This is a genomic window from Prochlorococcus sp. MIT 1306 (assembly GCF_047304515.1).
GTDB lineage: Bacteria > Cyanobacteriota > Cyanobacteriia > PCC-6307 > Cyanobiaceae > Prochlorococcus > Prochlorococcus marinus_D.
The window spans coordinates 455,086-481,694 of the sequence record NZ_CP138959.1; the positions used below are offsets into that span (position 1 = coordinate 455,086).

A 26,609-nucleotide genomic window follows, 5' to 3' on the forward strand; every position below is an offset into this window, starting at 1 on the left:
GTGATAAAGCCAGAGGTGTCTGATCCATCAGCCCTACTCTGATTACGTTGGGTCTTCAGGATCATGGCCCCCTCCCAAGCGGCCCCTTCAAGTGGTTCGTCTTTGGCTGCAGATTCCATTGCAAGTGGGTCTTGGAGGCAAAGGTTCTTTAAGGCTCCCTGGCGGAGCTGGTTGATGATTTTTGCCAGCCTCCTTGGCTGTCAGGCGGTTTCGGCAAGTGGGTTGCTGTCTCCATCTGTGGTGGTTCTTTTGCCAAAGGGCTCTGCTGTAGAAGGTGCCAATGAGATCTTCCTCAAGGGCTTCCAGTTGGGAGAGGAGAAGGTAAGAGGTTGCGGTCTTTCTTTGGCGTCTGTGAAGTTGCGTCTTCTCAATCTGGATGATGATCCTGCTCTGGCTTTATCAGGTAACCCTCGGTTGAAGTTGGTCGTGGCGCCTCCTGCTGCGGATCTTCGTGCTTTTTCTGCTCTGGCGTCTAAGCGCAATCTCAGTGTGGTGCTGCCTTATCAGCGGGGCGCTTCGTTACGAAGTCTTGGTGAGCTGGATGCACGTTCACGCCTGTGGTTCTTGGTGGCACCTGTTCGCGATGATCATCAGGCCATGGCCCAGCGAGTGATGGAGCAGGGTTGGCGCCGCGTCATGGTGGTGCGAGATCCATCTGAGCTTGGTGTTGCTGCAGCGAAATCTTTTATTGAAGCCTTTCAAATCCTTGGAGGGAGGGTGGAGAGCTACGAGCCCGAGTTGGTGCAGAGCGTGAATCCTGACGATGGCGAACGACTCAAGCGTTTGCAGCAGGACCTGGTCTGGCTAGGACCTGATGCTCTTGTCTTGGCGTCTCGCCCATCAGGTCCTCTTGCGCAGGCTTTGAAAAAGGCGCAGATGGATGGATTGCTTGGGCGGGGACCACAACATCCAGCCTGGGTATGGCTTGCATCATCGGATTTGGCGAGTGATATCGGTCCAGAAGCCTGGGAGCAACTCTTGTTGAAGCAATCCTCACGGGGGCCTGGTTGGCAGAAATTTTCTGAATCGTTTGAGCAGCATTGGGGGCAGGCGCCCGATTTGTTGGCCGCTGCTGGCTTTGATACTGCTCGAATAATCGCGCTTTCAACGATGTCTGCTTCTCTGGCTTCTGCAGAGGGAAGCGCTGATCCTCTTGGATGGGTTGATGCAGAAAGTGAACCCCAGCCGCTTTGCAAAGCTTTGCGCTTGCGGCTCGAAGGCAAACAAGTGCGTTTGGAGGGCGCCGCTAGCAGTTTTGCTTTGCGAGCAGGACAGACACCTTCTGGGACAACAGTTTTTACTCGAGTTTCTGCTTTGGGTCCTGGCTGAGGCAAGACTCGAATCTGCTGCGATTGAATCAGGATTGGATGGAGCTGATGCGCTTTACGTGTGAGGTGATGACGTGTTGCGGTTGAGTGAGTTGAAGCTTCCCCTTGATCATTCGCCAGAGGCGATCGAAGCAGTCATCCTTAAGCGGTTGCGTATTCCGCCTTCCCAGCTCATCTATCACAGGCTGGTGAAACGAAGTATTGACGCTCGACGTCATGAGCGGATCCAGTTGATCTACAGCGCGGATGTGAAGGTTCGAGGGGAAGCTGCTCTGTTGAAACGCCACGCAGGCAATCAAAAGATTCGTAAGGCTCCAGACACCCGCTATTACCCAGTTGCGCAGGCGCCAACAGATTTCCCTCAAGTAGAAACGCAGCGGCCGGTTGTGGTGGGGGCAGGTCCTTGTGGTTACTTTGCAGCTCTGCTTCTGGCACAGATGGGTTTCAAGCCTTTGCTGTTGGAGCGGGGTCAGTCGATCAAAAAGCGCACGCTAGAAACCTTTGCTTTCTGGAGGGGACAGCGGCCTTTCAATCCTGATTCCAATGCCCAATTCGGTGAAGGTGGGGCGGGGACTTTCTCAGACGGAAAGCTTTATAGCCAGGTGAGTGACCCTGAACACTATGGGCGCAAGGTGTTTGAAGAATTGGTGGCCAGTGGAGCCAATCCAGAGATCCTTACGGTGCACCGACCTCACATTGGCACCTACAAATTGGCCACGGTGGTGCGTGGAATGCGCGCCAGAATTGAGGAGCTTGGTGGTGAGATTCGATTTGAGACTCGAGTTGATGAATTGCTGCTGCGGCGAGATTTAGATCATTCACGATCCGGCAAGCCTTTGCAGGTGGTAGGGCTGAAGCTTGCCGATGGCAGCACAATTAGCAGTCGGCATGTGTTATTTGCCCTGGGTCATTCAGCACGGGACAGCTTCGCCATGTTGGAAAGGGTTGGCGTGAAGCTTGAGGCCAAGCTCTTTTCTGTAGGACTCCGTATCGAACACCCCCAGCCTCTGATCGATCGCGCGCGCTGGGGGCCAATGGTGGGTCATCCACAACTCGGCCATGCGGAATACAAGTTGGTGCATCACGCTCGTAATGGCCGCTCTGTCTATAGCTTCTGCATGTGTCCGGGGGGAGTTGTGGTGGGTGCTACATCGCAAGCAGATTGCGTGGTTACCAATGGCATGAGTCAACACACGCGCAATGAACGCAATGCCAACAGTGCCTTGGTTGTGAATTTGGAGCATCAGGATTTGTGCAGTTATGAGCGTTGGCCAGGAGATCCTCTGGCAGGAGTGGCCCTGCAGCGGGAGTTGGAACGAAGGGCTTTTCAGCTTGGAGGGGGTGGATATTGTGCCCCTGCTCAGCGCCAGGAGGATTTTCTTGCGGGCAGGCCTACAACTTGCCTCGGTGAGGTAACGCCCTCTTATCTGCCAGGAATCAAGCTGGCTGACCTCAATCAGATGTTGCCGGCTCCGTTGATTGAGGCTTTAAGAGAGGCCTTGCCGGCCTTCGCTAGGCGTTTACCAGGCTATGAGCATCCTGATGCTGTACTCACTGGGGTTGAGACCCGTACCTCATCGCCTGTGCGTATTCCCAGGGATAACTCCTTTGAGTCGCTTAACACCACTGGGCTGATTCCTGCTGGAGAAGGGGCTGGTTATGCCGGAGGCATCCTTTCGGCTGGCATCGATGGGATTAGGGCTGCAGAAGCCCTGGCGAAACAGCTTGTGGTTGTTCATTCTCCAGCTTGAGCGACGATTCCACTCCACTGCACGGCTTTCACGTGGTCCCTGCGCCATGAGTAAAAGAGGCTGGACTCTGCCACTGTGCATAGTGGGCAACTGCTGATCTGCTCGCTGCTTAGTCCAGCTTGTTTGAGTTGGTCAGCAGCAGCCAAGCGAATGTCGAGACGCAGTCGCTGTGGCTCTTTGTCTGCATCGAGAATGCCTTGTTCTTTTAGTGCGGAGAGCCGTTCTTCCAGCTGGATTGGTGAATGGTTTGGATCTGCTTCGAGGCTCTTGGCCACAGCTTCTGCAACATCAATTTGAATCTGATAGTTGGAACCGCTCACAGCTGGTCCTAGAGCAACAAGCAGAGTCTCGATTTTTGCTCCTCGAGATTCCAACTTTGCTAGAGCTTCCTGCAGAATTTTGGCGGTTAAGCCTCGCCAGCCCACATGACATGCGGCTGCATGCCCTGTGGAGTGGTCGGCAATCAGTACTGGAGTGCAGTCGGCAGTGCAGACCCAGAGACTTTGTCCACCCCTGTCGCTGACGAGGCCATCAGCTTCCGGCCAGGGTGGGCGGTTGGCTTGTGAGGCTTCGAGCACCCTGCCGCCATGAACTTGTTGGGGTCTATGAACGCTAATGCCTGCGCTTAGGTAACCAGCTAGTTGATCGGGGCCTCGATCTTGCCAGCGTCGCGTGAAGAATCCATGTTCGAAACCAGCCTTTTGTAGAAGGTCGGCCTGCAGGTAGTAGCCCCCATAGCAACCGACCCAGGTCCATCCTTTGAGTTGGTTGAACAGGGTATCTGGAGTGGCAAGCGGGTCTTGGTTGTCAGTTTCCGCTGCCTGCCCCAGCGATGTCATGGTTGCGGCAGGTCACGCAGCATCCAGAAACCAGCAAATCGTTTTTCTTCTGGGGAGGTCTGCACAGAGATGAATTGCAGTCCGCCGGCTTGCTCTCTTGATTCTAGGAGGCTCTGTTGAACTGCCTTGGCTGTTTTTTCATCCAAATCCGTCACCAGCCAGCGATCGTCTTGGCCTGCTTCAAGCATCAGCTGCGTGCCATCGACGACTAAGCAAACTGGTTCTAGGCCTCCAAGCCAGCCTGCTAGAGCCAAAGCACGGGTTTGACTGAACATCCGTACACCTGGCACAGGGATGTTGTCGTTGTCGTTTGCTCCAACTGGTAGTAGGCCACCGAAGCCGATTGGCCACTCTTGGGCTTCGCGTAGCAAGCCTAAGGGTAGGGAGGCCCAGCTCCAGGCGTCTCCCCTTACGGCCTCAGGTAGAGGCACTGGGGGTGTTGGTATCGGAGTTGGGGGAGGAGCCAGCGGACCAGCCATGTAGCCCTCCTCAAGGGGGTAGACGTCCCGTTCTCGCTCGGCGAGCCAGTCGAGCAGGGCATAGGTTCGGCGGCTTGGAATGACTTCGATGCCAAGCTCTGCGGAAGCCCGTTGCACCATGGTGCGCATCGATATACGCCAACAGCGAAGCCTCAGTGGGGCCTCCCAGCCTTGTTCCTGAGAGTCTTTCAGGGCCTCTCTTAGGGCATTGGTCAGCCACAGTGAATTGACTTCTCCTGCAGGGCAGCGTTTTACCCAGCGGAATGGTGCAGTCCCTGATGGGTCCTGGGAGCTGCTGATTAACAACTCCCAGCGTTTTTTGCCGTCAGATTCAAGGATTGGTCGCGAGTAGAAGTCGAGCTCCCAGTCAGTCTTAGGGTGTTGGTCTGTGATGTTGGGCGTATTGGCAGCAATCATCCTGCTGACTGTTCCTGCTGCCTAAGGACGTTACGAGCTTTGTTGGCTCGATCCGTCGCTTCAGCCATAACCTTATCTTTTTCGATTAGGAGTTCGCCCGGTTGTCCTTCCAGTAGGGCAGTGTTCAGGGCAATGCGTCCGCGACCAGGGTCCATTTCGGTGATCAAGGCTTTGACTCGATCGCCTTGGTTGAATACCTCCCGCAGGGATCTAAGACTGCCACCGGTGATCATGGATTGGTGAAGGAGGCCACTCACACCGCCTAGGTCTATGAAGAAACCGTAGGGCTTCACTGCTACGACTTGACCTTCCACGAGCTGTCCTACTTCAAGTTCAGAGAAGCGGGCGGCGGTAGCGGCCCGCTTCTCTGAAAGCACCAGCTTGCGGGTTTCTGGATTGACTTCCAGGAAGGCCACACCAAGGGTTTTTCCGACAAGCGCTTCGTGATTCTCTCCATTTTGGAGCTGAGAGCGGGGGATAAATCCTCTCAGGCCTTCAAGGTCGCAGGTCACTCCACCACGGTTGAATCCATTGACTTTGACCTGGGCGACCTTGCCTTCCTTCTCCATCTGCTGCACCTTGCTCCAGCTCTTACGCAGCTCTAGAGCTCGACAGCTGATGGTGACCATCCCATCGGCATTTTGCTCTCGGGTGACGAGTACTTCGACCTCTAAACCCTTTGGGAAGCGCTCTTTGAGGTTGGTAATCACGCCAAGGCCGCATTCATTTTTGGGCATAAAGCCTGGTGCTTTCCCGCCGATGTCGACGTAAACACCATCACTTTCCAAAGCGATGACTTTGCCTGTGGCCACTTCCCCTGTGGTTCCAATTGGTTCGTTTTCATCTAGAGCAGCCAAGAAGGCGTCTTCATCGAAGTCGAAATCGTCGACACTGCGTGCTGGGTTGGATTGCCCTTCTTCGTTTCGATGATCGTTGCCCTTGGGGTCCGCACCGCTTCGGCGTGACTGATCGGCCGGACCAAGTAGATCGGCCATCGTCATGTTTTGCAGCTCGCCGAGATCAAAACGACTCTCATCTGAGGCTGCATCAGCTGAGAGGGATCGATTGGGGGCGTTGCTGAGCTGGCCTGATCCTGTAGTTGCTTCGCTGCCAGGGGACGTTGTTTCTGCGGCTTCTCGCAGTAGCTTTTCTTGCTCCCCACGCCTGCTGATGTGCATGACCTGCAGGGGCTTGCGAGGGGCTTCCGCTGCGGGCTTAGGGGGCTTTGGTCTATTGGGCTGCGGACTGCCTGATCCGGCCATGGGGGCCTTGGGGTCGTCGATCAAGCATTCTGACAGGCAGGGTGGGGTTCTGTTCGCAGATTGGTGCTGATGTCTATTTCTTGCAGGCGCTTTGACCATCTCAGCTGGCCAGAGGCTGCAGAGGCGGTTGGTCTGGGGGGATCCACCTTGGTTTGGCCATTCGGGGCCTGTGAACAGCATGGTCCGCATTTGCCTCTGATAACGGACGCTTTTTTCGCAGAGCGAATGTTGGTTGAGGTCCTTGAACGCTTGCCTGCAGACCTGCCGATCTGGATGTTGCCAGCCCAGTCATTGGGATTTTCTCCGGAACATGAGGCATTCCCCGGAACTCTTTCCCTTTCAGCGAACCTGATGTTTCAGCTGGTCATTGAAGTTGGTCAGCAATTGGCGGCCATGGGAGTTCGTCGTTTGCTGCTTTTCAATGCACATGGAGGCCAGATTGGCTTATTGCATGTGGCGGCTCGGCAGCTTCGTGCTCAATGCCCTGCGATGGCAATATTGCCCTGTTTTCTCTGGAGTGGTGTGGGGGCATTAAAGGATTTGCTCCCTGAAAGTGAGCGTGAGGTAGGGCTGCATGCTGGTCTTGCTGAGACCAGCCTGATGCTGTCCATGGCGCCTGAGTTGGTAGGGCTTGAGCGCCCTATCGATGGTGACCACTACACCCCTGGCCTATCCACCACTCCGCCGATGGGTTGGAGCCTTGAGGGGCATGCTCCATGTGCTTGGCTTACGGACGATTTCAGTGAGTCCGGGGTGATCGGTGATAGTCGAGAGGCTAATGCTGCGCTAGGGAAAGCATTGGAGCAGGCTTTAGCCGATCACTGGGTTAATTTGCTGATCAGCCTGATGGGAAGCCAATGGCCTCCGGTGAGAGAACCAGAAGGCTTGTGATATTAACGGGCAGCTTGAGTCGATTTTCTCAAAGAGAAGGTTAAAGTCTCTCGACTGACGACTCCTAAAAAGATCCATGCCTACGCTAGAGATGCCTGAGGCTGCTGTTCTTGACAGCACTGTTGGATCTTCAGAAGCCCTGCCAGACTTCACTTCAGATGCATATAAGGATGCCTACAGTCGAATCAACGCAATAGTCATTGAGGGCGAACAGGAAGCCCATGACAATTACATCTCGATTGGCACGCTGCTTCCCGATCATGTCGAAGAGCTCAAGCGGCTTGCCAAGATGGAGATGAGGCACAAGAAGGGCTTCACGGCTTGCGGCAAGAACCTTGGTGTCGAGGCTGACATGGACTTCGCAAGGGAGTTTTTTGCTCCTTTGCGTGACAACTTCCAGACAGCTTTAGAGCAGGGGAAAACACCTACCTGCTTGCTGATCCAGGCGCTCTTGATTGAAGCCTTTGCTATTTCGGCTTATCACACCTATATCCCTGTTTCTGACCCCTTCGCTCGCAAGATTACTGAAGGTGTCGTGAAGGACGAGTACACACACCTCAATTATGGCGAGGCTTGGCTCAAGGCCAATTTGGAGAGTTGCCGTGAGGAGTTGCTTGAGGCCAATCGCGAGAACCTGCCTCTGATTCGCCGGATGCTTGATCAGGTGGCAGGTGATGCTGCCGTGCTGCAGATGGACAAGGAAGATCTGATTGAGGATTTCTTGATTGCTTACCAGGAATCTCTCACCGAGATTGGCTTTAACACTCGTGAAATTACCCGTATGGCAGCGGCAGCTCTTGTGAGCTGAACTGCTGTCTTTGAGCTTCCTTTTTGCTTATGTCCATTTGTGAGCAGCCTGGTTGAAGGTCAAGCAATTGACCGTAAAGACCAGCATCCATAGGATTATGGTTGACTTGGCTCTCTCTAGGACTTCTAGGCTGGGCTCAGCTTTTCCGTACGTCAGCACTGCATGTTTGGTCTGATCGGTCATTCCACCAGTTTTGAAGATGCCAGGAAGAAGGCGCTTGAGATTGGCTATGACCATCTAGATGGAGACCTAGATGTTTGGTGCAGTGCTCCTCCCCAGTTTCTGGAAGAGATTGAGGTCGAAAGCCTCACAGGAAAGAAAATAGAAGGGGCTTATATCGATTCATGTTTTGTGCCAGAGATGTTGAGTCGGTTCAAAACTGCCCGTCGCAAAGTTCTCAATGCCATGGAATTGGCACAGAAGAGAGGCATTGAAATCAGTGCCCTAGGTGGATTTACCTCAATTATTTTTGAGAACTTCAATCTTCTTAGGCACCAACATGTACGCAACACCACTCTTGAATGGGAGCGATTTACGACTGGCAATACTCATACAGCATGGGTTATTTGCCGTCAGCTTGAGAACAATGCCCCACTTTTAGGCATTGATTTAAGCAAGGCCCGTGTGGCGGTAGTTGGTGCCACTGGCGATATAGGTAGTGCTGTTTGCCGTTGGCTTTCCTCTCGAACTGGTGTCGCCGAACTCCTATTGGTGGCTAGACAGCAAAAGCCTCTTGTTGAACTTCAAGCTGAATTAGGTGGCGGCAGAATACTGAGTCTTGAAGAGGCCTTGCCTGAAGCTGATGTTGTGGTTTGGGTTGCCAGCATGCCTAGAACCCTTGAAATTGATATGGAGAGTTTGCGCAAGCCTTGCCTGATGATCGATGGCGGCTATCCGAAGAACTTGGATACAAAGTTTGCTGGGGGTGGGGTGCATGTGCTCAAAGGAGGAATCGTTGAGTTCTGCAATGACATCAGCTGGGATGTTGGCTGGATGGCAGAGATGGATAAGCCTGAGAGGCAAATGTTTGCCTGTTTTGCAGAAGCAATGCTGTTGGAGTTTGAGAATTGCCACACAAATTTCAGTTGGGGGCGTAACCAGATCAGCCTTGAGAAGATGGATTTCATCGGCATGGCGTCTTTGCGTCATGGCTTTTCAAGCCTCAATCTCAATCACCAACTTCAGGCTGCTGCAGCCTGAACCTTGTTTCCGGATCTTCTCTTGTTATGGCTCGTCGTTATCTGTTTGAGTTCGAAAAGCCATTGGTAGAACTAGAGCAGCAGATTGAGCAGATCCGAGAGCTTGCACGCGATTCCGAAGTCGATGTCAGTCAGCAGTTGCTCCAGTTAGAGACTTTGGCGGCTCGTAGACGGGAAGAAATTTTTCAAGCTCTTACACCGGCCGAGAAAATTCAGGTGGCTCGCCATCCTCACCGGCCGAGCACCTTGGATTTTATCCAAATGTTTTGCGACGACTGGGTTGAGTTGCATGGTGACCGTCGTGGTAGCGACGACCAGGCGTTGGTTGGTGGTGTCGGCCGTATTGGTAAGCGCTCTGTGCTGCTGATCGGACATCAAAAGGGCAGGGATACAAAAGAAAATGTGGCTAGAAACTTTGGGATGGCGACGCCTGGTGGTTACCGCAAGGCTCTTCGCCTGATGGATCATGCCGATCGTTTTCGTTTACCCATCCTCACTTTCATCGATACTCCTGGTGCATATGCAGGCCTGCTCGCCGAGGAGCAGGGGCAAGGTGAAGCCATTGCAGTCAACTTGCGTGAAATGTTTCGTTTGCGCGTGCCTGTGATTGCCACGGTGATTGGTGAAGGAGGGTCCGGAGGCGCTCTTGGAATTGGCGTAGCTGATCGTTTGCTGATGTTTGAGCACAGCGTCTACACCGTGGCTAGTCCGGAAGCCTGTGCTTCGATTCTTTGGAGAGATGCCGCCAAAGCTCCTGAGGCAGCTGCTGCTTTGAAGATTACTGGGCCAGATCTACTTAGCTTGGGAGTGGTGGATGAAGTGCTTCCAGAACCAGCTGGAGGTAATAACTGGGCCCCTCTTCAGGCGGGAGAGGTGCTCAGAGAGGCTATCGAGCGGCACCTCGATGAGCTTCTTGGTTTAAAGGTTAATCAGCTTCGCGAATCGCGGTATCGGAAATTCCGGGCTATGGGTCGTGTTCTCGATCCAAGCTCGTCGGAAACCGGCTTGCCTGCCTAGGGTGATTGGGGTTGCATTCGCTCCTTGCCTACTGCCCTGATTACTGGAGCATCTCGCGGTATTGGGGAAGCAGCTGCGCGGTTGTTTGCAAATTCCGGTTGGGATTTGATGTTGGTAGCCCGCAGCCAAGATGCACTTCAGGCACTTTCCCAAGAGCTAAAAAGTACAGGCCAGAATGTTCTTTTTAAATCAATCGATTTGGCTGATCCAGAAGCCATTGCTCCTGGTATCGAGGATTTGCTTGGACGGGGCCATTGCCCATCGGTGTTGATCAACAATGCTGGGGCGGCTTGGACAGGGGATCTTCTATCCATGCCTTTGAAGCGTTGGCAATGGTTGCTTCAGATGAATCTCACTAGCGTCTTCCAGTTGTGTTCTGTTGTGGTGCCTGCGATGCGTACCAGCGGTGGATTGGTGATCAATGTGAGCAGTCATGCCTCTCGCAATGCTTTCCCACAGTGGGGTTTGTACTGCACCACCAAAGCAGCATTGGCTACTTTTACTAGTTGCTTGGCGGCGGAGGAGCGCAATCATGGGATACGTGCTTGCACCCTCACTCTTGGAGCGGTCAATACCCCTCTTTGGGATACTGAAACCGTCCAAAGCAGCTTCGACCGTGATGCCATGCTGTCTGTTGAGCAGGCAGCCGCCGCCCTTCTACACTTGGCTCAACAGCCACCATCACAGGTGATTGAAGATCTCACTCTAATGCCAGCCACTGGCGCTTTTTAAAACTGTATTTAATGACTTCTATCATCCCAGCATCATCTAAAGACCTAGGTCAGCAACTCAATGGCTTGCCTGGGAATGGTCAGCCAAAAAATGAAAACAAGATCTCTGAACGTATACGTGCCCGCCTTGTTGCAGAAGATGTTTCCTTCCTCGCCAATGACAATATTGCAGAACATATTCAACCTGGAGAGTTGAAGGAACTTGAAGTAGAAGTTGCCGATCGAGTTCGAGAACTGCTCCAAAGCTTAGTGATTGATATTGATAATGACCACAACACGCAAGAGACTGCCGAGCGAGTTGCTCGCATGTATTTAAATGAAGTATTTAAAGGCCGATTCTATGAGCAGCCAGATGTTACTAGCTTTCCAAATACAAAAGATTTAGATGAAATTTATACTGTTGGCCCCATAACTGTTCGTTCTGCTTGCTCTCATCATTTGGTTCCTATCCTTGGTAACTGTTGGATTGGTATTAAGCCTGGCAGTCGTGTAATTGGGCTCTCAAAGTTTGCAAGAGTGGCTGACTGGGTCTTTTCGCGGCCACATATCCAGGAAGAGGCTGTGATGATTCTTGCTGATGAAATAGAGCGCTTATGTGAGCCTAAGGGTTTAGGGATAATAGTAAAAGCACAGCATTATTGTATGAAATGGCGAGGAGTGAAAGAGCCAAGTACCAGCATGGTGAACTCAGTTGTCAGAGGAGTTTTTCGTCATGATCCTAGTCTTAAACAGGAATTCTTCGAGCTTGTTCGTCAGCAGGAGGCCATCCTTGCAACTTAAAAGCTCTATCTAGATCTTGCAAAGAAAGAACACTTAATGATGGCTTGCTCTGATTAACATGTGTGTATCGACTTCGCTTGTTGCTAGCCAAGTCGATGAAGCTCTGTCAGGCTAATTCTTGTATTTACAATTTAGAGGTCAATGCCTTCACCTTTGTTCGCAATGGCTCTTAATCTGAGCCCATTGGCGATTGGAGTTATTGTAGTTGCGACTGCCTTGGTGTTAGGCGCGAATGTTTTTTTTGGAATTCAGCAACGGCAGGAACAGCTCAACGATCAAGCTAAAAAATAATTAGGCGCAATAGTTAGATGGGTCTTGCTGGTCTCGTAGGCCAAAGTTTTGGCTAGGCATATTTTTATTGGTTGTATTGAAATTCTTATTGCCTACTCGCGATTTATCGTCGAAATTCAATTTCAACCCATTGAAAAAATCTGCTGCCGCTCAAATTGCTTAAGAGCTTTGATTGCATCATTGAATCTATTTTTGCTGCTGACGTACCGCTTGAACCAGGGCCTCAACCAGTTTTAGATCCTTGATCCCTGGCGAAATCTCTAGACGGCTTGAGGCATCCAAGCCCCATGGATTCACCTGGCTCAAAAGTTCTGGAATCCACTCTGCGGAGACACCACCCGCCAACCACCAGGGCAGTTCAAAAGAGGCTTGATGCAACCAGTTCAGGGGAAGGCGATGGCCTGTGCCACCTAGTTGTCCAGGCCTCCATGCATCGAGGAGTAGCGCGTCGACCTGGCCTGCATAGGTATGGGCAAGGGAGAGATCCTCATGGCTACGTATGCGCAGGGCTTTCCACCACTGCGTGTTCGGGTGTTGCCTGCGCAGGTTTGCGCAGTGTTCTGGAGTTTCTTGGCCGTGAAGCTGGATTGCCGACGGTGCACCTTCTCCTTGCAGGGCTTCGGCTAGGTCGAGGTCATTTGGATTAGCGACCACCCAGACCCGTTGGAGTTCTGGCTTGAAGCTGTTCAGTTGAGCGAAAAGGTCTCGTCGTTGCTGTTCTGCAACAAAGCGGGGTGAGCTTGCAACGCCGATTACACCAATTGCTTCGACACCCAGTGCTGCAATCGATTTGGCTTGGTCAATGTTGGTAAGACCGCAGATCTTCACTGCGATGGATGTGGGAGACCCCATAGGCAAGACCATTGGCTCGAGACTTTTCTAAGATTGGTTTGCTACTGGCCGCTGATCCGGCTCGATGGAGATGAAAGGGTGGGCGAAGGCTGGGAGCTGATGAAGATTCGGGGAATCCCTTTAAGGGTTCATCCCAGCTGGTTTGTGATCCTGTTGCTTTTTACCTGGATTTCACAAAATCAGGTGTCCGCTACAGCTGAATCTTCGCTTCCAGCTTGGATCAGCTGGGGTCTGGGGTTGATTACGGCCCTGCTGTTGTTTTTGTCTGTTCTCCTGCATGAGCTAGGCCACTCTTTGGTTGCACTGCGTGAGGGGGTCAAGGTTCGCAGCATCACGCTTTTTTTCCTGGGAGGTGTTGCCAGCGTTGAGAGGGAGTGCTCTACACCGATGGCCTCTTTAAGGGTTGCTGCAGCCGGACCATTGGTGAGCTTGGTGTTGGCTGTTGCCTTGCTGACGGGAGGGGTGTATGCAGCTGATCACGTCAATCCGCTGCTTGCCAACCTCGTTGGGCAGTTGGGTGGGCTCAATTTGTTGCTCGCCCTTTTTAACTTGCTGCCTGGGTTGCCTCTTGATGGAGGCTTGATCCTTAAGGCTTTGGTCTGGCAGTGGACTGGCAGTCAGAGGAAGGGTGTCCAGGTCGCGACAGCAACTGGCCGTGCCCTGTCTCTCTCGGCAATGGTGTTGGGGGGTTGGTTGCTCTTCTTTAAAGGTGGTGGGATAGGTGGGCTTTGGCTGTTGATGCTCGGTTGGTTTGGTCTCGGTGCATCTCGCTCTCAAACCCAGCTACTTGCCTTGCAGAAGGTCTTGCGTGAGCTCAACGTGGGCCTGGCGGCTGGGCGCAACTTCCGTGTGCTTGAAGATGACCAGTCTTTGCGCAGGCTTAGTCAGTTGCGTTTGTCTGGCAGCGAGGAGCATTCTCCTCCGGCGTGGGTTTTGGTTTGTCGCTCTGGTCGTTGGGTTGGTTACATGACGGACCAACCCTTAAAAGAATTGCCTGTACAGCAATGGGATAGGCAATGCCTGGCGGATCACATGAAACCGATATCTGAGTTGCCTTCCATTGGCGAGAAAGCCCCTTTATGGCAGGCGGTGTTGGCGCTAGAACAGGCTGAGGAGGGCAGGCTTCTTGTCTTTAATGTTGCTGGTCTTCCTTGCGGAACATTAGATCGAATTGATCTCTCCGAAGCTGTGCTTAAGCGTCTTGGTGTAAGGCTTCCTGCTCAGTTTCTCGAAGCTGCTCGCCGTCAGAACACTTATCCCCTGGGTATGGCACTGCCTAAAGTTGTGGAGTCGATGGTCTCTGGCGGATTGGTTGAGCAGCCTGAGGCATCCAGCAGTACTTCATAGTTCGCTGCTTTATTGGCAACTGAGCTCCATTCAGCGTTAGTGATAGGGCTCTCTTGCCAGTTCACCTCTGGCCAACAGGAGCAAAACGTTGTTTGCAGGAGATGGCTCAGCTCTTGCCTGGGGATTGATGCTGGTGCGTCGCTAGGTGGTTCGCAATCGAAGACCTCTCGCCAGAGTCTTTGCGGGGGATTCAGGATGATTTCGCCATGTTGAAGGAGATGACCCTGACGCCAGAGTTGTGCACTGCCGATGCGTTTGTGACCCTGAGGATCCACAAGATCAGCGGCTGTGGCTGTGGCGAAGCAGTTACTTTCGCTGGCCCCCCTGGCTGGGTGATCGCCAAATTGCAAAGGTAATTCGAGCTCTTTAAAGCCCCGTATGAGCCATTGACAAGCTTGTCTATAGGCTTGTTGTCTCTGGCGGGGAGGAGAGGGCCAGATCAGTGCATAAGTGAGCCCTCCTGCATGCAGGACTGCACTACCGCCACTGGGTCGCCGCACCAGCTGTAGATCTCCTCGTTTGGCCAGGGCATTCCAGTGCTCGGGCCAGTGATGTTGGTTGCGACCAAGGGAAAGCCATGGACCGTTCCATTGATAGAAGCGCAGTGTTGGCAGTGGTTTCGCATCTGCTTCGTAAGACTCGAGAAGCACCTCATCGAGGGCCATCTGTTCTGGGCCAGACAATTGCAAAGGGGAGATCAAGCGGCCGCGACCTGGCGAGATAGGTAGGCAGGATGCAGCTGTCGGCATAGAGCAGTGATGGTGTTGGGGGATTTGCTGGTGTTTGTGCCTTTGGGGCTGTTGGCTGGTGGTCTTGCTGGTCTGCTGGGCATTGGCGGCGGTCTGATCTTTGCGCCACTCCTGCTGTGGATGGGGCTTAGCCCTCATCAGGCTTTGGCCACCAGTACTTTTGCCATTGTTCCTACTGCGTTGAGTGGCACGCTGACCCACCTCTTCGCTGGAGGATTTCAGCTTCGGGCTGGATTGAGCATCGGAGTGGCCGCATTTTTGTCTTCACTGCTGTTCAGCAAGATTGGTTTAGATGTTTCTGGCTGGCTTTTGCTGACGCTTCAGGTGGGGCTCTATCTCGTGGTGGCTGCCACGATTCGTTCAGAGCCTCATCAAGCAGGTCAGCAGCTCAAATCCACTCTTTTTCTGCCGGGTCTTGCAGTCGTTGGTGGTGTCGCAGGATTTTCAGCAGGCTTGCTTGGTTTGGGGGGTGGTTTGTTGATGGTGCCTTTGATGGTGAATGGTTTGGCTGTTCCTATTCACTTGGCGATCCGTTTAAGCACCCTCGCCGTGACATGTTCAGCGACTGCGGCCTCTTTACAGTTTCTTAGCGAGGGCCGTGGTTCTGCTGGTATTGGGCTTTCGCTGGGTGGCGTGGCGGCTCTGGCCGCTCATTGGTCAGCGTCTCGGCTTGCAAGGGTTTCTGGCAATCGCCTGGCATGGATGTTGAGAACACTTGTGCTGTTGCTTGCTTTTGGCACTGGCCGTCAGGCCTTGACCCTGGTGTTGGGGCATTAACTATTCCTTTTGCAAGTTTCAGCGCTAAGCCTCGAGTTTCAAGAGTCCATGTTTTTTGCTGAAAAGGTTATGAATGAGTTGAATCTCAGGAACCCTTACCCTCCGAGAAAGTCGCTTCGAGACTTTGCTCTCAAGGGGCTTTGAGAGGCGTCTTTCTAGTCAGTGGCTGGTGGGGAGATTGACCTATCAATGGCATTCGACGGAGGAGTTGCCATTGATAGGTGTGACAGGCCTTTGCGAAGACTGGTCTTAGGTACCGTTTTGCTAGGAGAATATGGATGCTTCTAGCGTTCCCTTCCATCATGGGCATCACTGATATTGCAAATGTCGACTTGGCCGGTTTGTGCCTCGTGGTTGTTTTTCATTGCGGTGTGCTAGCCCTTCGCCTTGGCGTAACCCTTCATGAGGCTTGATTGAGGTCCTGATCTCATTGGGTCTAGCCCCTTGGCAGTTGAGGTTTGATGCGCTACAAGCGGTCAACCGTTGAACAAACTTGGGCTCCTTCCTGGCTAGACCCAGGTCAAAACAGACAAGCACAGCTCGGCGACGCCGTAAGCAGATTCATCCTGAGGTGATGGATGCAGTCACTATGGCGTCTACTTTGCAGCTGCAAGAGCAGCGCAGAGAGATTAATTTCAGCCTTTTGGCATTGACCATGAAGCTGGGATTGGTTTCCCTTTGTGTTGTGACTCTGGTCAAGCTCTCAATTGCTTACCAGGAACGTCTTGATCGTCATGGTGAACTTGTCGCCGTGTTGAACCTTGAATCTGCTCAGCTGAATACCCTTCAGCAACGCTTTGATCGCTTGTTCACCCTTGGCGGTGGCATTCGTCTGATGGACGAGCATGATCAGTGGATCGCCCCGAATCGCTTGAGGGTCATCTGGCGCTGAGTTTTGTTTTGCTTGCGTCGAGAGTGAAGCTCAGCGCTTAGTTTTATAGCTATACCAACCTGCTGCTCTCAAGGCTGCGTCGATGGCTTCTTCTCAAGCTTCTCCAGGCACCGTCTTAATCACGGGCACGACCTCTGGAGTCGGGTTGTATGCCTGCAAGGCACTCGTCTATCGAGGCTGGCAGGTGATCACTGCAAATCGACATCCATTGCGGGCTGTTGCCGCTGCCGAGAGGGTAGGCATCCCAGCCAGTCAACTTCATCATCTAAGGATGGATTTGAGTGATCTCCAGAGCGTTCGCGATGGAGTCGAGACCCTTCTCGACTCGCTCGAACAACCGTTGGATGCGCTTGTTTGTAATGCCGCGGTCTATCAGCCCAGGCTGAGCAAACCGAAACGCTCAGCTCAGGGCTATGAGCTCTCGATGGCAACCAATCATTTCGGGCATTTTTTGCTGATTCAACTTTTGCTTGAGAACCTCAGTAAAGCAAGAGTCTTCCAATCAGAGCGTGGCTCTTATTTGTCTGCTGCCCGAGTGGTCATTCTTGGCACAGTTACCGCTAATTATAAGGAGCTTGGCGGCAAGATCCCGATTCCTGCACCGGCTGATTTGGGTAATCTTTCAGGTTTTGAGCAAGGGTTTCATGCGCCTATCAGTATGGCGAGTGGCAAAAGTTTCAAGCCTGGCAAGGCATATAAAGACAGCAAGCTCTGCAACATGATCACCACGCAGGAGCTCCATCGGCGCCTACATGAAGAATCAGGAATTCTATTTACGTCCCTTTATCCTGGTTGTGTGGCAGACACACCGTTATTTCGCTATACACCAAAGCTCTTTCGGTTTATTTTCCCTTTGTTCCAGAGGCTGATTACTGGTGGATATGTCACCCAGGCCAAGGCTGGTCAGCGGGTTGCACAGGTTGTCACTAATCCAGAGTTTGGTGTATCAGGCGTGCATTGGAGTTGGGGCAATCGTCAGAAGAAGAACCGCGAAAGTTTCCGACAGGAACTATCGGAAAGGGCGACAGATCCCATCACCGCAAAACGTGTCTGGGAATTGTCGATGAAATTGGTTGGTTTGACTTAAATGATCAAGGGCTTTGCTCCTTTTAGAGGTTAGTCAAAGCCAAGCAGGTCAAAAATTTCACGATCTTTGAGAGGTTCCGCTTCAAGAGGCTCAACATTATCGAGCATTTTTTGTGCTAGTGAAAGATATTCATTTTGACATTCCAATACCCCCTCTTCTGATGAGTCCATCTCGAAAATTGTGCATTTTTTAAGTCTTGATCTACGTATTGCATCAACGTTTTTAAAATGAGCCATAGTTTTCAGCCCTGTCTCTTTATTGAATTTTTCTATTTGATCTAAGTCGGCAGAACGATTTGCAATGACTCCGCCAAGGCGAACTTTGTAGTTCTTCGCTTTAGCGTTAATAGCAGCGACAATGCGATTCATCGCAAAAATCGAATCAAAGTCGTTGGCGGTGACGATGAGGCAGTAGTTGGCATGTTGCAAGGGTGCAGCGAAGCCGCCACAGACCACGTCTCCAAGGACATCGAAGATCACCACATCGGTGTCTTCCAGGAGGTGATGCTCTTTAAGCAGCTTTACGGTCTGCCCAGTCACGTAACCACCGCAACCGGTGCCAGCTGGAGGTCCACCACTCTCGACACACTTGACTCCATTGAAGCCTTCAAACATGAAGTCATCTGGTCGCAACTCTTCGCTATGGAAATCAACCTCTTCAAGGATGTCGATCACCGTAGGCACCATGCGATGCGTAAGCGTGAAAGTACTGTCGTGCTTGGGATCACAACCAATTTGCAGCACTCGTTTGCCGAGTTTGGAGAATGCTGCTGAAAGGTTGGAGGAAGTGGTGGATTTACCAATTCCACCTTTCCCATAAACCGCGATTACCAGGGCCCCTTCCTGAATACGAACAGAAGCATCCTGTTGAACTTGCACACTGCCTTCGCCATCGGCTGGTCGTGTCAGGGTCGTGGTCATTGAGTGATCTTGCTCAAGTTCGTATTGTTATTCAAGGCCAATGGATCTATCTCTGCTGGTTCATAACAAATTCGATACAACTTCTTCCAAGGTTTGCTTGCTTTTCGAGACAAAGGGATTGGCCATTGGAGAAAGATGAGTGTAAACACTCATCCCCTTTTCTCCTTGCAATGGCTAGTGGGTTCTCTATTTTTTTTTCTGATACTCAAGCCCGAAAGTGGACTTTTGCGTCGTAAACGGTTTCGCTGTCTATACGTCTACAACCAGCCTGGCGCGCATACTTTTCCGTATTGCGACGAACCTTTCCGCGTACAAAGAAGGGGATCTTTGCGAGCTCTGCTTCTCCCTCTGGGGTCCAGAGAGGTGATTCCTCAGATGAGGAATCTGCATTTGATTGCGTTGATGGATTGGTTGCTGCTTGGCTTTGTTGTTGTTCCGTTTGGCTCTGATGTCCGCCTAGGTGTCCTAAGTGGCTTTGATGACCATCCACAAATTCAAAGTCATGGCGGAACATGCCGATTAGATGCTCCTCAAGGCCCATCATCAATGGATGCACCCAGCTATCGAAAATGACGTTTGCACCTTCCCATCCCATTTGTGGGCTGTATCTGGCAGGGACGTCTTGCACGTGCATCGGTGTGCTGATGACTGCACAGGGAATACCCAGTCGTTTGGCACTGTGCCGCTCCATCTGTGTGCCAAGCACAAGTTCGGGTGCTGCCTCTGCCATGGCAGCTTCCACGGCAAGGTAGTCATCGCTGATGAGTGCTTCAAGTCCTAGTTCCTTCGCTGCAGCTCGCACCGGTCTGGCCATTTCGCGGCTGTAGGTGCCAAGACCCACCACTTTGAAACCCAGCTCTTGATCAGCAATCCTTGCTGCGGCAATGGCATGGGTGCCATCGCCGAAAATGAACACGCGCTTGCCGGTGAGGTAGTTGGAATCCACAGACTGTGAATACCAAGGCAGTCGCGATTGCTCTGCACCTTCGCCTGGATTGGGTGCAGGCATCTCTAACAATTGATGGAGTTCCTCTAAAAAGTCTTTGGTGGCACCCACTCCGATCGGCACTGTTTTGGAGAACGGCATGCCGTAATTGCGCTCAAGCCAGAGACAAGTTGCTTCTGCGATTTCAGGGTAAAGACAGACATTCAGATCAGCATTGGGCAGCCGCATTAGATCGGCTGGCCTTGCTTCAAGTGGAGCAACAACATGTACATCAATGCCGTGTTGATTGAGCAGTTTTTCCAATTCGAGAATGTCGTCTCTACAGCGGAAGCCGAGCAGGGTTGGGCCCAAGAGATTCACTCTGGGCCGGCGTCCTTCGCTTTTCCATGCAACAGGGCTATGACTGAAGCCAGATTGCTCAGAAGGCTGCTTGCTGAGGATGCCTCGCACGAGTTGATAGAACGTTTCTGAGGCACCCCAATTTTCTTTCTTGCTGTAGGCCGGCAGTTCTATACCCACAACAGGCATGTTGAAACCCATGCCTGAAGCAAGCGAGCCGGGTTGGTCTTGAATGAGCTCAGCGGTGCAGCTTTCACCCACTAAGAGTGCTTCGGGGTTAAAGCGCTCCACGGCTTCACGCAGATGACCTTTGACCAATTCAGCAGTATCTCCTCCTAGATCCCTGGCTTGAAAGGTGGTGTAGGTCACGGGGGGCCTGCGTCCGCGTCGCTCGATCATCGTGAACAGCAGATCCGCGTAAGTATCTCCTTGCGGGGCATGCAACACATAATGCACTCCTTCCATCGAGGAAGCGATGCGCATGGCTCCTACGTGAGGAGGGCCTTCATAGGTCCAGAGAGTGAGTTCCATTGTTTTTTTAGACGCTTACGAGGAGTTGGTTGTTGAGAAGGTCGCGGCGATGCAGTGGCCTTGCAAACAGTTCGGCGAGGTCTGCAGCTTGATCAATGCCGTGGATGGGGCTAAAGATCAATTCGATTGACCATTTCGTTGCAATCTCTTCCGCTTCAAGGGGATTTGCCAAACCCATACCGCAGACAACTAGATCAGGACGCTGCTCTCTAACCCTGTCGAGCTGCTTCTCCACATGTTGTCCTTCCATCACTGGTGTGTTTTGCGGCAGCAGCTCCAATTCAGACTGCATCATGTCTCGATTGAGATAAGGAACTCCAACTTCTACAAGTTCCATTCCACATTCTCTGTGAAGGAAACGTGCTAGTGGAATTTCCAGCTGGGATTCAGGCATCAGGAAAATTCGCTTTCCAGCCAGTTGCTCTTTGTAGGGCGATAAAGCCTTTTGGGCGCGCACCATCAAAGGTTCAAGGATGGTTGCAACGTGACTGCCATTGATACCAAAAGCGTGGGCTGCCGCTTCCATCCAGAGTCGGCTTCCCTCAGCGCCCAGAGGGAAAGGCGCTTGAAGGATCTCGGCGCCTCTGTCTTTAAGTTCCCTAGCCGTGTCAGTTAAGTAGGGCTGGGTTAGCAGAACACGGGTGCCAGGCCCTACGGATGGCAGATCAGTCGACTGCCTTGGCGGCAAGCTGGACACTGAGGGGATGCCGAGGCGCTCGAAGAGATGTTTGAGACGATCTTCAACTGCGTTGGCCATGGTGCCAACAAGCAGAAGCTGGGCTTCGTTGCTATTAGGCATCAACGGCACCATGGCTTTGAGCGCACCGTCCTCTCCTTGAGTAAAGGTGGTTTCAATGCCGCTTCCTGAGTAATTCAGCACGCGAACGCCGCCTTGAAGCTGTCCATTGAGTCGCTCGGCAACTCTTGCTAGATCTAACTTGATCACTTCGCTGGGGCAGGAACCCACCAGAAAGAGGGTGCGAATTTCAGGACGTCTCGCTAACAAGTCGTTCACCACCCGATCAAGCTCTTCATGGGCGTCTGCCAGTCCAGCGAGGTCTCGCTCTTCCAGGATGGCAGTGCCAAAACGTGGCTCCGCAAAGATCATCACGCCTGCGGCGCTTTGGATCAGATGGGCACAGGTGCGTGAGCCCACTACGAGGAAGAAGGCATCGGGCATCCGTCGATGCAGCCAAACAATTGACGTCAAGCCACAGAAAACCTCCCGAGGTCCGCTTTCCTTTAGCAGCGTCGTGCTGCCCATGGGCTGCTCCAAAATCGCTATAACAATTTGCTTGATGAATGAACAAATCTGCGGGAGTTAATAAACTCTTCGGGATCGAGAAAAGCTTTTTGTTATAGAGGCCGGACACATTGACGCTCTTTCTATAGAGGAGGGGCCCCCAGCCAGATATTGTTTTGTTCAAGTCAAGTGGGCAGGAGCACTACGTTTTGGCATTGATCCATGGATTTCATCTGCGCAATGTTCGCGGAGATCTATTAGGCGGATTGACCGCTGCGGTGGTGGCGCTGCCTTTAGCCCTCGCATTTGGCAATGCTGCCCTTGGCGATGGAGGCGCGATCTACGGTCTCTACGGAGCGGTGATTGTTGGCTTCTTCGCAGCGCTGTTTGGAGGCACTCCATCTCAGGTCAGCGGCCCGACTGGACCGATGAGCGTCACTGTGGCAGGAGTTGTCGCCGCTCTTGCTGCTGTTGGTATTTCCACAGCGTTGCCAACGGTTGATGGTCCAGGCGAGCTTTTGCCCCTGGTGATGGCCGCAGTTGTTGTTGGAGGTCTATTCCAAATTCTGTTTGGGGTCTTACGACTGGGTCGTTACATCACGCTTGTGCCCTATTCAGTGGTGTCTGGTTTTATGTCTGGGATTGGGGTCATCATCCTCATTCTTCAGATTGGACCTCTCTTTGGCATCTCAACCAAGGGCGGTGTGATTGCTTGCCTGACTCAGTTGTCGGCAAACTTTCAACCCAACTGGGGCGCGGTAGCAGTGGCTGTGATGACCTTGGCCATTGTCTTTTTGGCACCTCGGCGTCTCACCGAGTGGGTGCCTTCACCGTTGTTGGCTTTATTGATCGTTACTCCCCTTTCGGTTGTGCTGTTCAATGACGCGAACCTTGCAGCCCGAGGCATCGATGAGCTACCGCGTATTGGCACGATCCCTGAAGGTGGCCTGGGCTTTTCTTTGCCCAGCTGGGACCCAGCATTTCTACCTTTGATCATCAAATCAGGCTTAGTGCTTGCAGTTTTGGGAGCAATCGATTCACTCTTGACATCACTGGTTGCAGACAACATTTCTCAAACTCGTCATAACTCAGACAGAGAATTGATTGGTCAAGGAATTGGTAACTCAATATCTGGCTTATTTAACGGACTGCCTGGCGCCGGTGCAACGATGCGGACGGTGATCAATGTCAAATCTGGAGGAAGCACGCCACTGTCTGGAATGGTGCATTCCATTGTGCTTTTGATTGTTTTGTATGGAGCAGGTCAGTTCGCAGCTTTAATTCCAACTTCTTTGCTTGCAGGAATATTGGTCAAGGTAGGTCTAGACATCATTGATTGGAGCTTCTTGCTTAGAGCTCATCGACTTTCGATCAAAACAGCTGTTGTCATGTATGGCGTCTTGCTGATGACAGTCTTCTGGGATTTAATCTCAGCAGTTTTGGTTGGTGTTTTTGTCGCAAACCTATTAACCATTGATTCGTTGACACAAGCTCAATTGGAAGGAATGGATGCTGATAATCGTTTGATGGATGGTGATGTTGATAACAAATCAGCTGCTGCGGCTAAAGCTGAAGAGCCATCTTTACCTCCTTCCGAACAAGCATTGCTTGATCGCTGTGGCGGGCAGGTGATGTTATTCCGTCTGCGTGGACCCTTGAGCTTTGGAGCTGCTTCGGGAATCACAGAACGAATGGCTCTGGTACGTAATTACAAGGTTTTGATCCTTGATATTACTGAAGTTCCTCGGCTTGGCATTACTGCAACTTTGGCCATTGAACAGATGGTTCAAGAGGCAAAAAACCATTCAAGGAAAGCTTATGTTGTTGCTGCAAACGAGAGGGTCCGCAAGAGACTTGAGAAGTTTGATGTGCAAGGGTTGATGACTAACCGAACTCAAGCTCTTGAAGCCGCCCTGGCTGACTTATAAGAGTAAGTGGCAACTTATTAGAGATCCCAGCCTCATGAGACCACCTTCATGGGGTTGGGATCTTTGATAAAAACAATGATATAATCTGCCTTGTAAGATCTTAGGCTTTTGAATGATGTAAAAAATTGTCTAAGCTTCTTTCAACGACATCTTGCCCAGTCATTGTCTAAAACATACCAAATCTTCCGCAACTTCTTTATATGATCACAGCAACCGCAACGGCACTTGATGCAGGGCTCATACTGGCAAATGTTTTATCACCAAAGGTTTTATTTTTTTTCTTGGGTGCGATTGCAGTTTTCTTGAATGCTGACCTTGAGATTCCTGCGCCGCTGCCGAAATTATTTTCGCTTTATCTGTTGATGGCCGTTGGCTTTAGGGGTGGCATGGCTTTGGCGAAAGATGGTTTCGGTGGTCAAGTCATCCCAACTATTACTGTTTCTGTTTTAATGGCGGCGGTCATCCCGCTGATTTGCTTCTGTATTTTGCGATTGAGGTTTGATGTCTTTAATGCAGCAGCAATATCAGCGACATATGGCTCAATTAGTGCAGTGACCTTTATTGCGGCTGAGAGTTTTCTTCAGGCACAAAATATTTCTTATGACGGATTTATGGTCGCCCCACTGTCGTTAATGGAATCACCGGCAATCATCGTTGGTTTGGTCCTAGTTCGCCTTGGTACCCGTCAGGCACGTCCTGGCTCTGATGGAACTGGAATGAACTGGGGCAAAGTTCTGCATGAATCGATGCTAAATGGCTATGTCTATTTGATTGCAGGTAGCCTTGTAATTGGTTTCATTTCTTCTGTCTATAGTCCTGCTGGTGTAGAGAAGATGGAACCATTCGTTTATAAGTTTTTCTATGGAGTCTTGTGCTTCTTCTTGCTGGACATGGGAATCGTTGCGGCGCAGCGTTTTAAAGACCTCAAAAAAGCAGGAGCGTTTCTTGTCTTTTTTGCCATTCTGATGCCAATGTTCAATGCTTTAATTGGAGGCCTTGTTGCTAGGGCCCTTGGTTTAGGGTATGGCAATGCACTCTTGTTTATTATTTTGTGCTCTAGTGCCTCGTATATTGCCGTACCTACGGCAATGCGAATGACAGTTCCAGAGGCCAATCCAAGATATTACATCTCTAGCGCCTTGGGATTAACTTTCCCCTTTAATCATACGATTGGCATCCCACTATATATGGGTTTGGTTTACAAGCTAATTCCTTCAGCAGCTTAAATCCATGAAACGCCTAGATTTGATAGTAAGTGAGAGAGAGCTTGATTCAGTGATTGAAGCTCTTGATAAAGCTGGGGCACCTGGCTATTCAGTCATTAGGCCTGTAACTGGTAGAGGGCCTGATACGTATGTGACAGAGGGCATGGATTTTAGTGGCCTTGGGGCAAATGCTCATGTGATTGTCTTCTGCGAGATAGAAGTTCTTGATAAGTTGCGTGTAACGATAAATCCCATACTTAACTATTATGGTGGTGTCGCTTATGTTGCGGAGGCTTCGCCACTCTGAATAATAGAGCTTCATAAGTTTAAAGAGTTAGCATTGTGTTGGTTATTTAAACCCAGCCTATCTTCTCTTATTCACTCTTGAGAGACGATCTTCTTCGATCAAGCTAAGTACTTGCTTGAAGAAGATGGGAAGCCAAGTAGAGTTCTTGATTAGATATCACCTACTTTCATCTAGTCAAGAGATTAGCTGTGTAATTTGAGAGAATTAGCGGCAAGATTTAGTCGAAAGATGAGTGTTAAGATACATGTATCATTTTGAAAGCAATCTGGTTGGTTCGAAGGCTTTTACTTCTAGTTCTACTATTACGTAATCAGGTCTATTTATGTAGATGTTATCTAGAGATACTCGCCTGCGCCTGCAAGAGATTCTTGCTCGAGTTGCAAGCGATCAACCTGTTAGCTTAAGTGAACGAATCTATATTCATAAGTTTGCTGACCGAAACCAAACTGTTGCAACCTGGTTGCATAGAGCGAGGAGAGAGCAACAGAAATTGCAACCTCGTGATGGTATCGATCAGTTGCTTGATGGTCTTGAGCTTGGATCGTCCGAACCAGATGATGACTACTGCTCGGAGGATGAAGACCTTGGCGAATGGTTTGGCGGAGCTCCGTCCTGGTTGGGAAGGAGCTGACCTTCGATCGTAGGTTTTTCTATCACAATGCAGTGTGTCTGTACTTAGATTTTTTTAAGTGCAGATGAAACCTGACTAAATTTAAGAGAATTGATTTTTTGGATTGATGGCTGCAGTTCGCTTTTTACCGGCTGTTCTAGCTTTATCTCTCACTCTTGCTTCTTGTTAGTCATCTAGCCAGAAAGCTGCCAATGATGAAATCAAAGTAGCTGAGGATGTTGAGCTGGTTTGCTCTGTTCGAAATCAAGTTGATCAGGCTGTAGCGGTGGGTAATGCGCTGACTCCTGAATCCACGATTGCCCAGGCTGAAAAGGCTGGACAACATTGGATAAGGCTTTAAAGACCCTTGATGTTGCTGAGGAGAAGCTTGGCCAGGCTGAATTCAGTGAGTATCGTGACCAGGTGAAGATCTTCCGCGACGCTGTCGACGAGATACGTGAGAATAAGGATCTGACTCTTGCTGAAGCTGCTGATCAGCTCAAGGGTAAAGTTGCTCCTGTGATTGCGGCCAGAGAACAATTGATGGCAACCACGGTCTGCATAGATGTTGAACAGTCGGATAAAGGAGAGTCAGAAGATGAAGACGAGTCAGAAGATGAATGATTAAAGACAATCTCTTCTGGAGATTGATCAGTTTGATGATTAATTTTTGAAGGATTCACAGGCGGCGACGGAATCCATCGCCGCTGAATCCATCAACATTGCGCTCTGGAGTTTTGTCGGAACTGCTGAGCTTCCAAACGTTTCTGCTGACTCGCCTTGCGATCAGCCCTCCTCGTGTGACTTCCTTTGAGCCGGGTCTCGCACCAAGAAGCTTTGACACCTCAGCTGTGCTCAGTGGAGCACCAGTTTGAATGGCCAAAGATGTGAGCTCGAGGCGTTGTCGCAGAGCTAAAAGATCGGCTTGTCCGCCAGTCTCAGCTTGAGACCATGTCCACTCATTTGCACCTTCCCGCATTTTTTGCATCAGGCCCAAACCAATTAAACCCAGTGCTTGCTCTGCTTTTAGGTCTGTTGGAAGGTTTGTAGATTCAGATTTTTTTTCTTGCATGGTGGCCATAG

General features: G+C 51.2%; 28 protein-coding genes. 19 read left to right on the top strand and 9 right to left on the bottom strand.

What is annotated here, in order from left to right; genetic code table 11:
• Positions 1–63 precede the first annotated feature (63 nt).
• A complete protein-coding gene (locus tag SIB74_RS02365; RefSeq protein ID WP_074159145.1) occupies positions 64–1,329 on the top strand; it encodes an amino acid ABC transporter substrate-binding protein in 1,266 nt (421 codons plus the stop codon).
• Positions 1,330–1,402: 73 nt separating this feature from the next.
• Positions 1,403–3,079 carry an NAD(P)/FAD-dependent oxidoreductase gene (locus SIB74_RS02370; RefSeq protein ID WP_063396145.1) on the top strand — a complete coding sequence of 559 codons (1,677 nt, stop codon included), beginning with the start codon at positions 1,403–1,405 and terminating at the stop codon, positions 3,077–3,079.
• Here SIB74_RS02370 and pgeF read toward each other — a convergent pair.
• From pgeF to SIB74_RS02385, 3 genes are read right to left on the bottom strand one after another with little or no spacing between them, the layout of a single operon-like run.
• The gene (gene pgeF, locus SIB74_RS02375; protein WP_063396144.1) at positions 3,064–3,918 is read right to left on the bottom strand and encodes a peptidoglycan editing factor PgeF; all 855 of its coding nucleotides are present in this window, start codon (positions 3,916–3,918) and stop codon (positions 3,064–3,066) included. The two genes, SIB74_RS02370 and pgeF, sit on opposite strands and share 16 nt — an antisense overlap.
• Complete coding sequence (locus tag SIB74_RS02380) at positions 3,915–4,814, bottom strand: Tab2/Atab2 family RNA-binding protein (RefSeq protein WP_063396143.1); 900 nt, start codon at positions 4,812–4,814, stop codon at positions 3,915–3,917. Before SIB74_RS02380 ends, pgeF begins: the two co-directional genes overlap by 4 nt.
• Complete coding sequence (locus SIB74_RS02385) at positions 4,811–6,076, bottom strand: S1 RNA-binding domain-containing protein (protein ID WP_063396142.1); 1,266 nt, start codon at positions 6,074–6,076, stop codon at positions 4,811–4,813. The genes SIB74_RS02380 and SIB74_RS02385 overlap by 4 nt, the downstream gene beginning before the upstream one ends.
• Before the next feature lie 69 nt (positions 6,077–6,145).
• Here SIB74_RS02385 and SIB74_RS02390 point away from each other — a divergent pair, with 69 nt between their 5' ends.
• From SIB74_RS02390 to SIB74_RS02420, 7 genes are all read left to right on the top strand, one after another.
• Positions 6,146–6,967 (top strand): creatininase family protein, encoded by an 822-nt coding sequence (locus tag SIB74_RS02390; RefSeq protein WP_063396393.1) that lies wholly within the window; start codon positions 6,146–6,148, stop codon positions 6,965–6,967.
• A gap of 76 nt (positions 6,968–7,043) precedes the next feature.
• Positions 7,044–7,775, top strand: a complete 732-nt coding sequence (locus SIB74_RS02395; protein WP_063396141.1) for an aldehyde oxygenase (deformylating) — start codon at positions 7,044–7,046, stop codon at positions 7,773–7,775.
• Positions 7,776–7,937: 162 nt separating this feature from the next.
• Positions 7,938–8,975 (top strand): long-chain acyl-[acyl-carrier-protein] reductase, encoded by a 1,038-nt coding sequence (locus SIB74_RS02400; protein WP_063396140.1) that lies wholly within the window; start codon positions 7,938–7,940, stop codon positions 8,973–8,975.
• 26 nt (positions 8,976–9,001) lie between these two features.
• The gene (locus SIB74_RS02405) at positions 9,002–9,991 is read left to right on the top strand and encodes an acetyl-CoA carboxylase carboxyltransferase subunit alpha (RefSeq protein WP_063396139.1); all 990 of its coding nucleotides are present in this window, start codon (positions 9,002–9,004) and stop codon (positions 9,989–9,991) included.
• Positions 9,992–10,015: 24 nt separating this feature from the next.
• Entirely contained in the window at positions 10,016–10,723 is a 708-nt protein-coding gene (locus tag SIB74_RS02410) for an SDR family oxidoreductase (RefSeq protein WP_063396138.1), read from the top strand.
• A gap of 11 nt (positions 10,724–10,734) precedes the next feature.
• A complete protein-coding gene (gene folE / locus SIB74_RS02415; RefSeq protein WP_063396137.1) occupies positions 10,735–11,502 on the top strand; it encodes a GTP cyclohydrolase I in 768 nt (255 codons plus the stop codon).
• Between the two features lie 162 nt (positions 11,503–11,664).
• Complete coding sequence (locus SIB74_RS02420) at positions 11,665–11,793, top strand: hypothetical protein (protein ID WP_413681767.1); 129 nt, start codon at positions 11,665–11,667, stop codon at positions 11,791–11,793.
• A 186-nt stretch (positions 11,794–11,979) separates the two neighbouring features.
• Here SIB74_RS02420 and SIB74_RS02425 read toward each other — a convergent pair whose 3' ends face one another.
• On the bottom strand, positions 11,980–12,657 hold the full coding sequence (locus SIB74_RS02425; RefSeq protein WP_063396136.1) for a phosphoribosylanthranilate isomerase: 678 nt from the start codon (positions 12,655–12,657) through the stop codon (positions 11,980–11,982).
• 66 nt (positions 12,658–12,723) lie between these two features.
• Between SIB74_RS02425 and SIB74_RS02430 the strand changes: the two genes are divergently transcribed.
• Entirely contained in the window at positions 12,724–13,992 is a 1,269-nt protein-coding gene (locus SIB74_RS02430; RefSeq protein WP_063396392.1) for a site-2 protease family protein, read from the top strand.
• Here SIB74_RS02430 and SIB74_RS02435 read toward each other — a convergent pair.
• Positions 13,899–14,741 carry a lipoate--protein ligase family protein gene (locus SIB74_RS02435; protein WP_063396135.1) on the bottom strand — a complete coding sequence of 281 codons (843 nt, stop codon included), beginning with the start codon at positions 14,739–14,741 and terminating at the stop codon, positions 13,899–13,901. The two genes, SIB74_RS02430 and SIB74_RS02435, sit on opposite strands and share 94 nt — an antisense overlap.
• Before the next feature lie 9 nt (positions 14,742–14,750).
• On the opposite strand from SIB74_RS02435, the gene SIB74_RS02440 reads away from it, so the two are divergent.
• The 4 genes from SIB74_RS02440 (at position 14,751) to SIB74_RS02455 (ending at position 17,497) form a co-directional block, all read left to right on the top strand.
• A complete protein-coding gene (locus SIB74_RS02440; RefSeq protein WP_063396134.1) occupies positions 14,751–15,518 on the top strand; it encodes a sulfite exporter TauE/SafE family protein in 768 nt (255 codons plus the stop codon).
• 302 nt (positions 15,519–15,820) lie between these two features.
• Positions 15,821–15,931, top strand: coding sequence for a photosystem I reaction center subunit XII (psaM, locus tag SIB74_RS02445; protein WP_011130590.1), 111 nt, complete (start codon positions 15,821–15,823; stop codon positions 15,929–15,931).
• 80 nt (positions 15,932–16,011) lie between these two features.
• Positions 16,012–16,410: a hypothetical protein gene (locus tag SIB74_RS02450; protein ID WP_156486127.1), complete on the top strand. Its 399-nt coding sequence runs from the start codon at positions 16,012–16,014 to the stop codon at positions 16,408–16,410.
• Between the two features lie 82 nt (positions 16,411–16,492).
• Positions 16,493–17,497: a protochlorophyllide reductase gene (locus SIB74_RS02455; protein ID WP_063396133.1), complete on the top strand. Its 1,005-nt coding sequence runs from the start codon at positions 16,493–16,495 to the stop codon at positions 17,495–17,497.
• 29 nt (positions 17,498–17,526) lie between these two features.
• Here the strand turns inward: SIB74_RS02455 and bchL are convergent, their stop codons facing one another.
• The 3 genes from bchL to SIB74_RS02470 form a co-directional block, all read right to left on the bottom strand.
• On the bottom strand, positions 17,527–18,417 hold the full coding sequence (bchL, locus tag SIB74_RS02460; RefSeq protein ID WP_063396132.1) for a ferredoxin:protochlorophyllide reductase (ATP-dependent) iron-sulfur ATP-binding protein: 891 nt from the start codon (positions 18,415–18,417) through the stop codon (positions 17,527–17,529).
• A gap of 205 nt (positions 18,418–18,622) precedes the next feature.
• Positions 18,623–20,233 carry a ferredoxin:protochlorophyllide reductase (ATP-dependent) subunit B gene (locus SIB74_RS02465; RefSeq protein WP_063396131.1) on the bottom strand — a complete coding sequence of 537 codons (1,611 nt, stop codon included), beginning with the start codon at positions 20,231–20,233 and terminating at the stop codon, positions 18,623–18,625.
• 7 nt (positions 20,234–20,240) lie between these two features.
• Positions 20,241–21,497: a ferredoxin:protochlorophyllide reductase (ATP-dependent) subunit N gene (locus tag SIB74_RS02470; RefSeq protein ID WP_063396130.1), complete on the bottom strand. Its 1,257-nt coding sequence runs from the start codon at positions 21,495–21,497 to the stop codon at positions 20,241–20,243.
• 188 nt (positions 21,498–21,685) lie between these two features.
• Between SIB74_RS02470 and SIB74_RS02475 the strand changes: the two genes are divergently transcribed.
• The 5 genes from SIB74_RS02475 (at position 21,686) to SIB74_RS02495 (ending at position 26,150) form a co-directional block, all read left to right on the top strand.
• Positions 21,686–23,404, top strand: coding sequence for a SulP family inorganic anion transporter (locus SIB74_RS02475; RefSeq protein ID WP_063396129.1), 1,719 nt, complete (start codon positions 21,686–21,688; stop codon positions 23,402–23,404).
• A gap of 200 nt (positions 23,405–23,604) precedes the next feature.
• On the top strand, positions 23,605–24,630 hold the full coding sequence (locus tag SIB74_RS02480; protein WP_063396128.1) for a sodium-dependent bicarbonate transport family permease: 1,026 nt from the start codon (positions 23,605–23,607) through the stop codon (positions 24,628–24,630).
• A gap of 4 nt (positions 24,631–24,634) precedes the next feature.
• Positions 24,635–24,916 carry a P-II family nitrogen regulator gene (locus SIB74_RS02485; RefSeq protein ID WP_011825463.1) on the top strand — a complete coding sequence of 94 codons (282 nt, stop codon included), beginning with the start codon at positions 24,635–24,637 and terminating at the stop codon, positions 24,914–24,916.
• Positions 24,917–25,406: 490 nt separating this feature from the next.
• Positions 25,407–25,547 (top strand): hypothetical protein, encoded by a 141-nt coding sequence (locus tag SIB74_RS02490; protein ID WP_231906085.1) that lies wholly within the window; start codon positions 25,407–25,409, stop codon positions 25,545–25,547.
• Positions 25,548–25,871: 324 nt separating this feature from the next.
• Entirely contained in the window at positions 25,872–26,150 is a 279-nt protein-coding gene (locus SIB74_RS02495; RefSeq protein WP_231906084.1) for a hypothetical protein, read from the top strand.
• A 55-nt stretch (positions 26,151–26,205) separates the two neighbouring features.
• Here SIB74_RS02495 and SIB74_RS02500 read toward each other — a convergent pair whose 3' ends face one another.
• Positions 26,206–26,607 carry a hypothetical protein gene (locus SIB74_RS02500; protein ID WP_063396127.1) on the bottom strand — a complete coding sequence of 134 codons (402 nt, stop codon included), beginning with the start codon at positions 26,605–26,607 and terminating at the stop codon, positions 26,206–26,208.
• Positions 26,608–26,609: the final 2 nt, after the last annotated feature.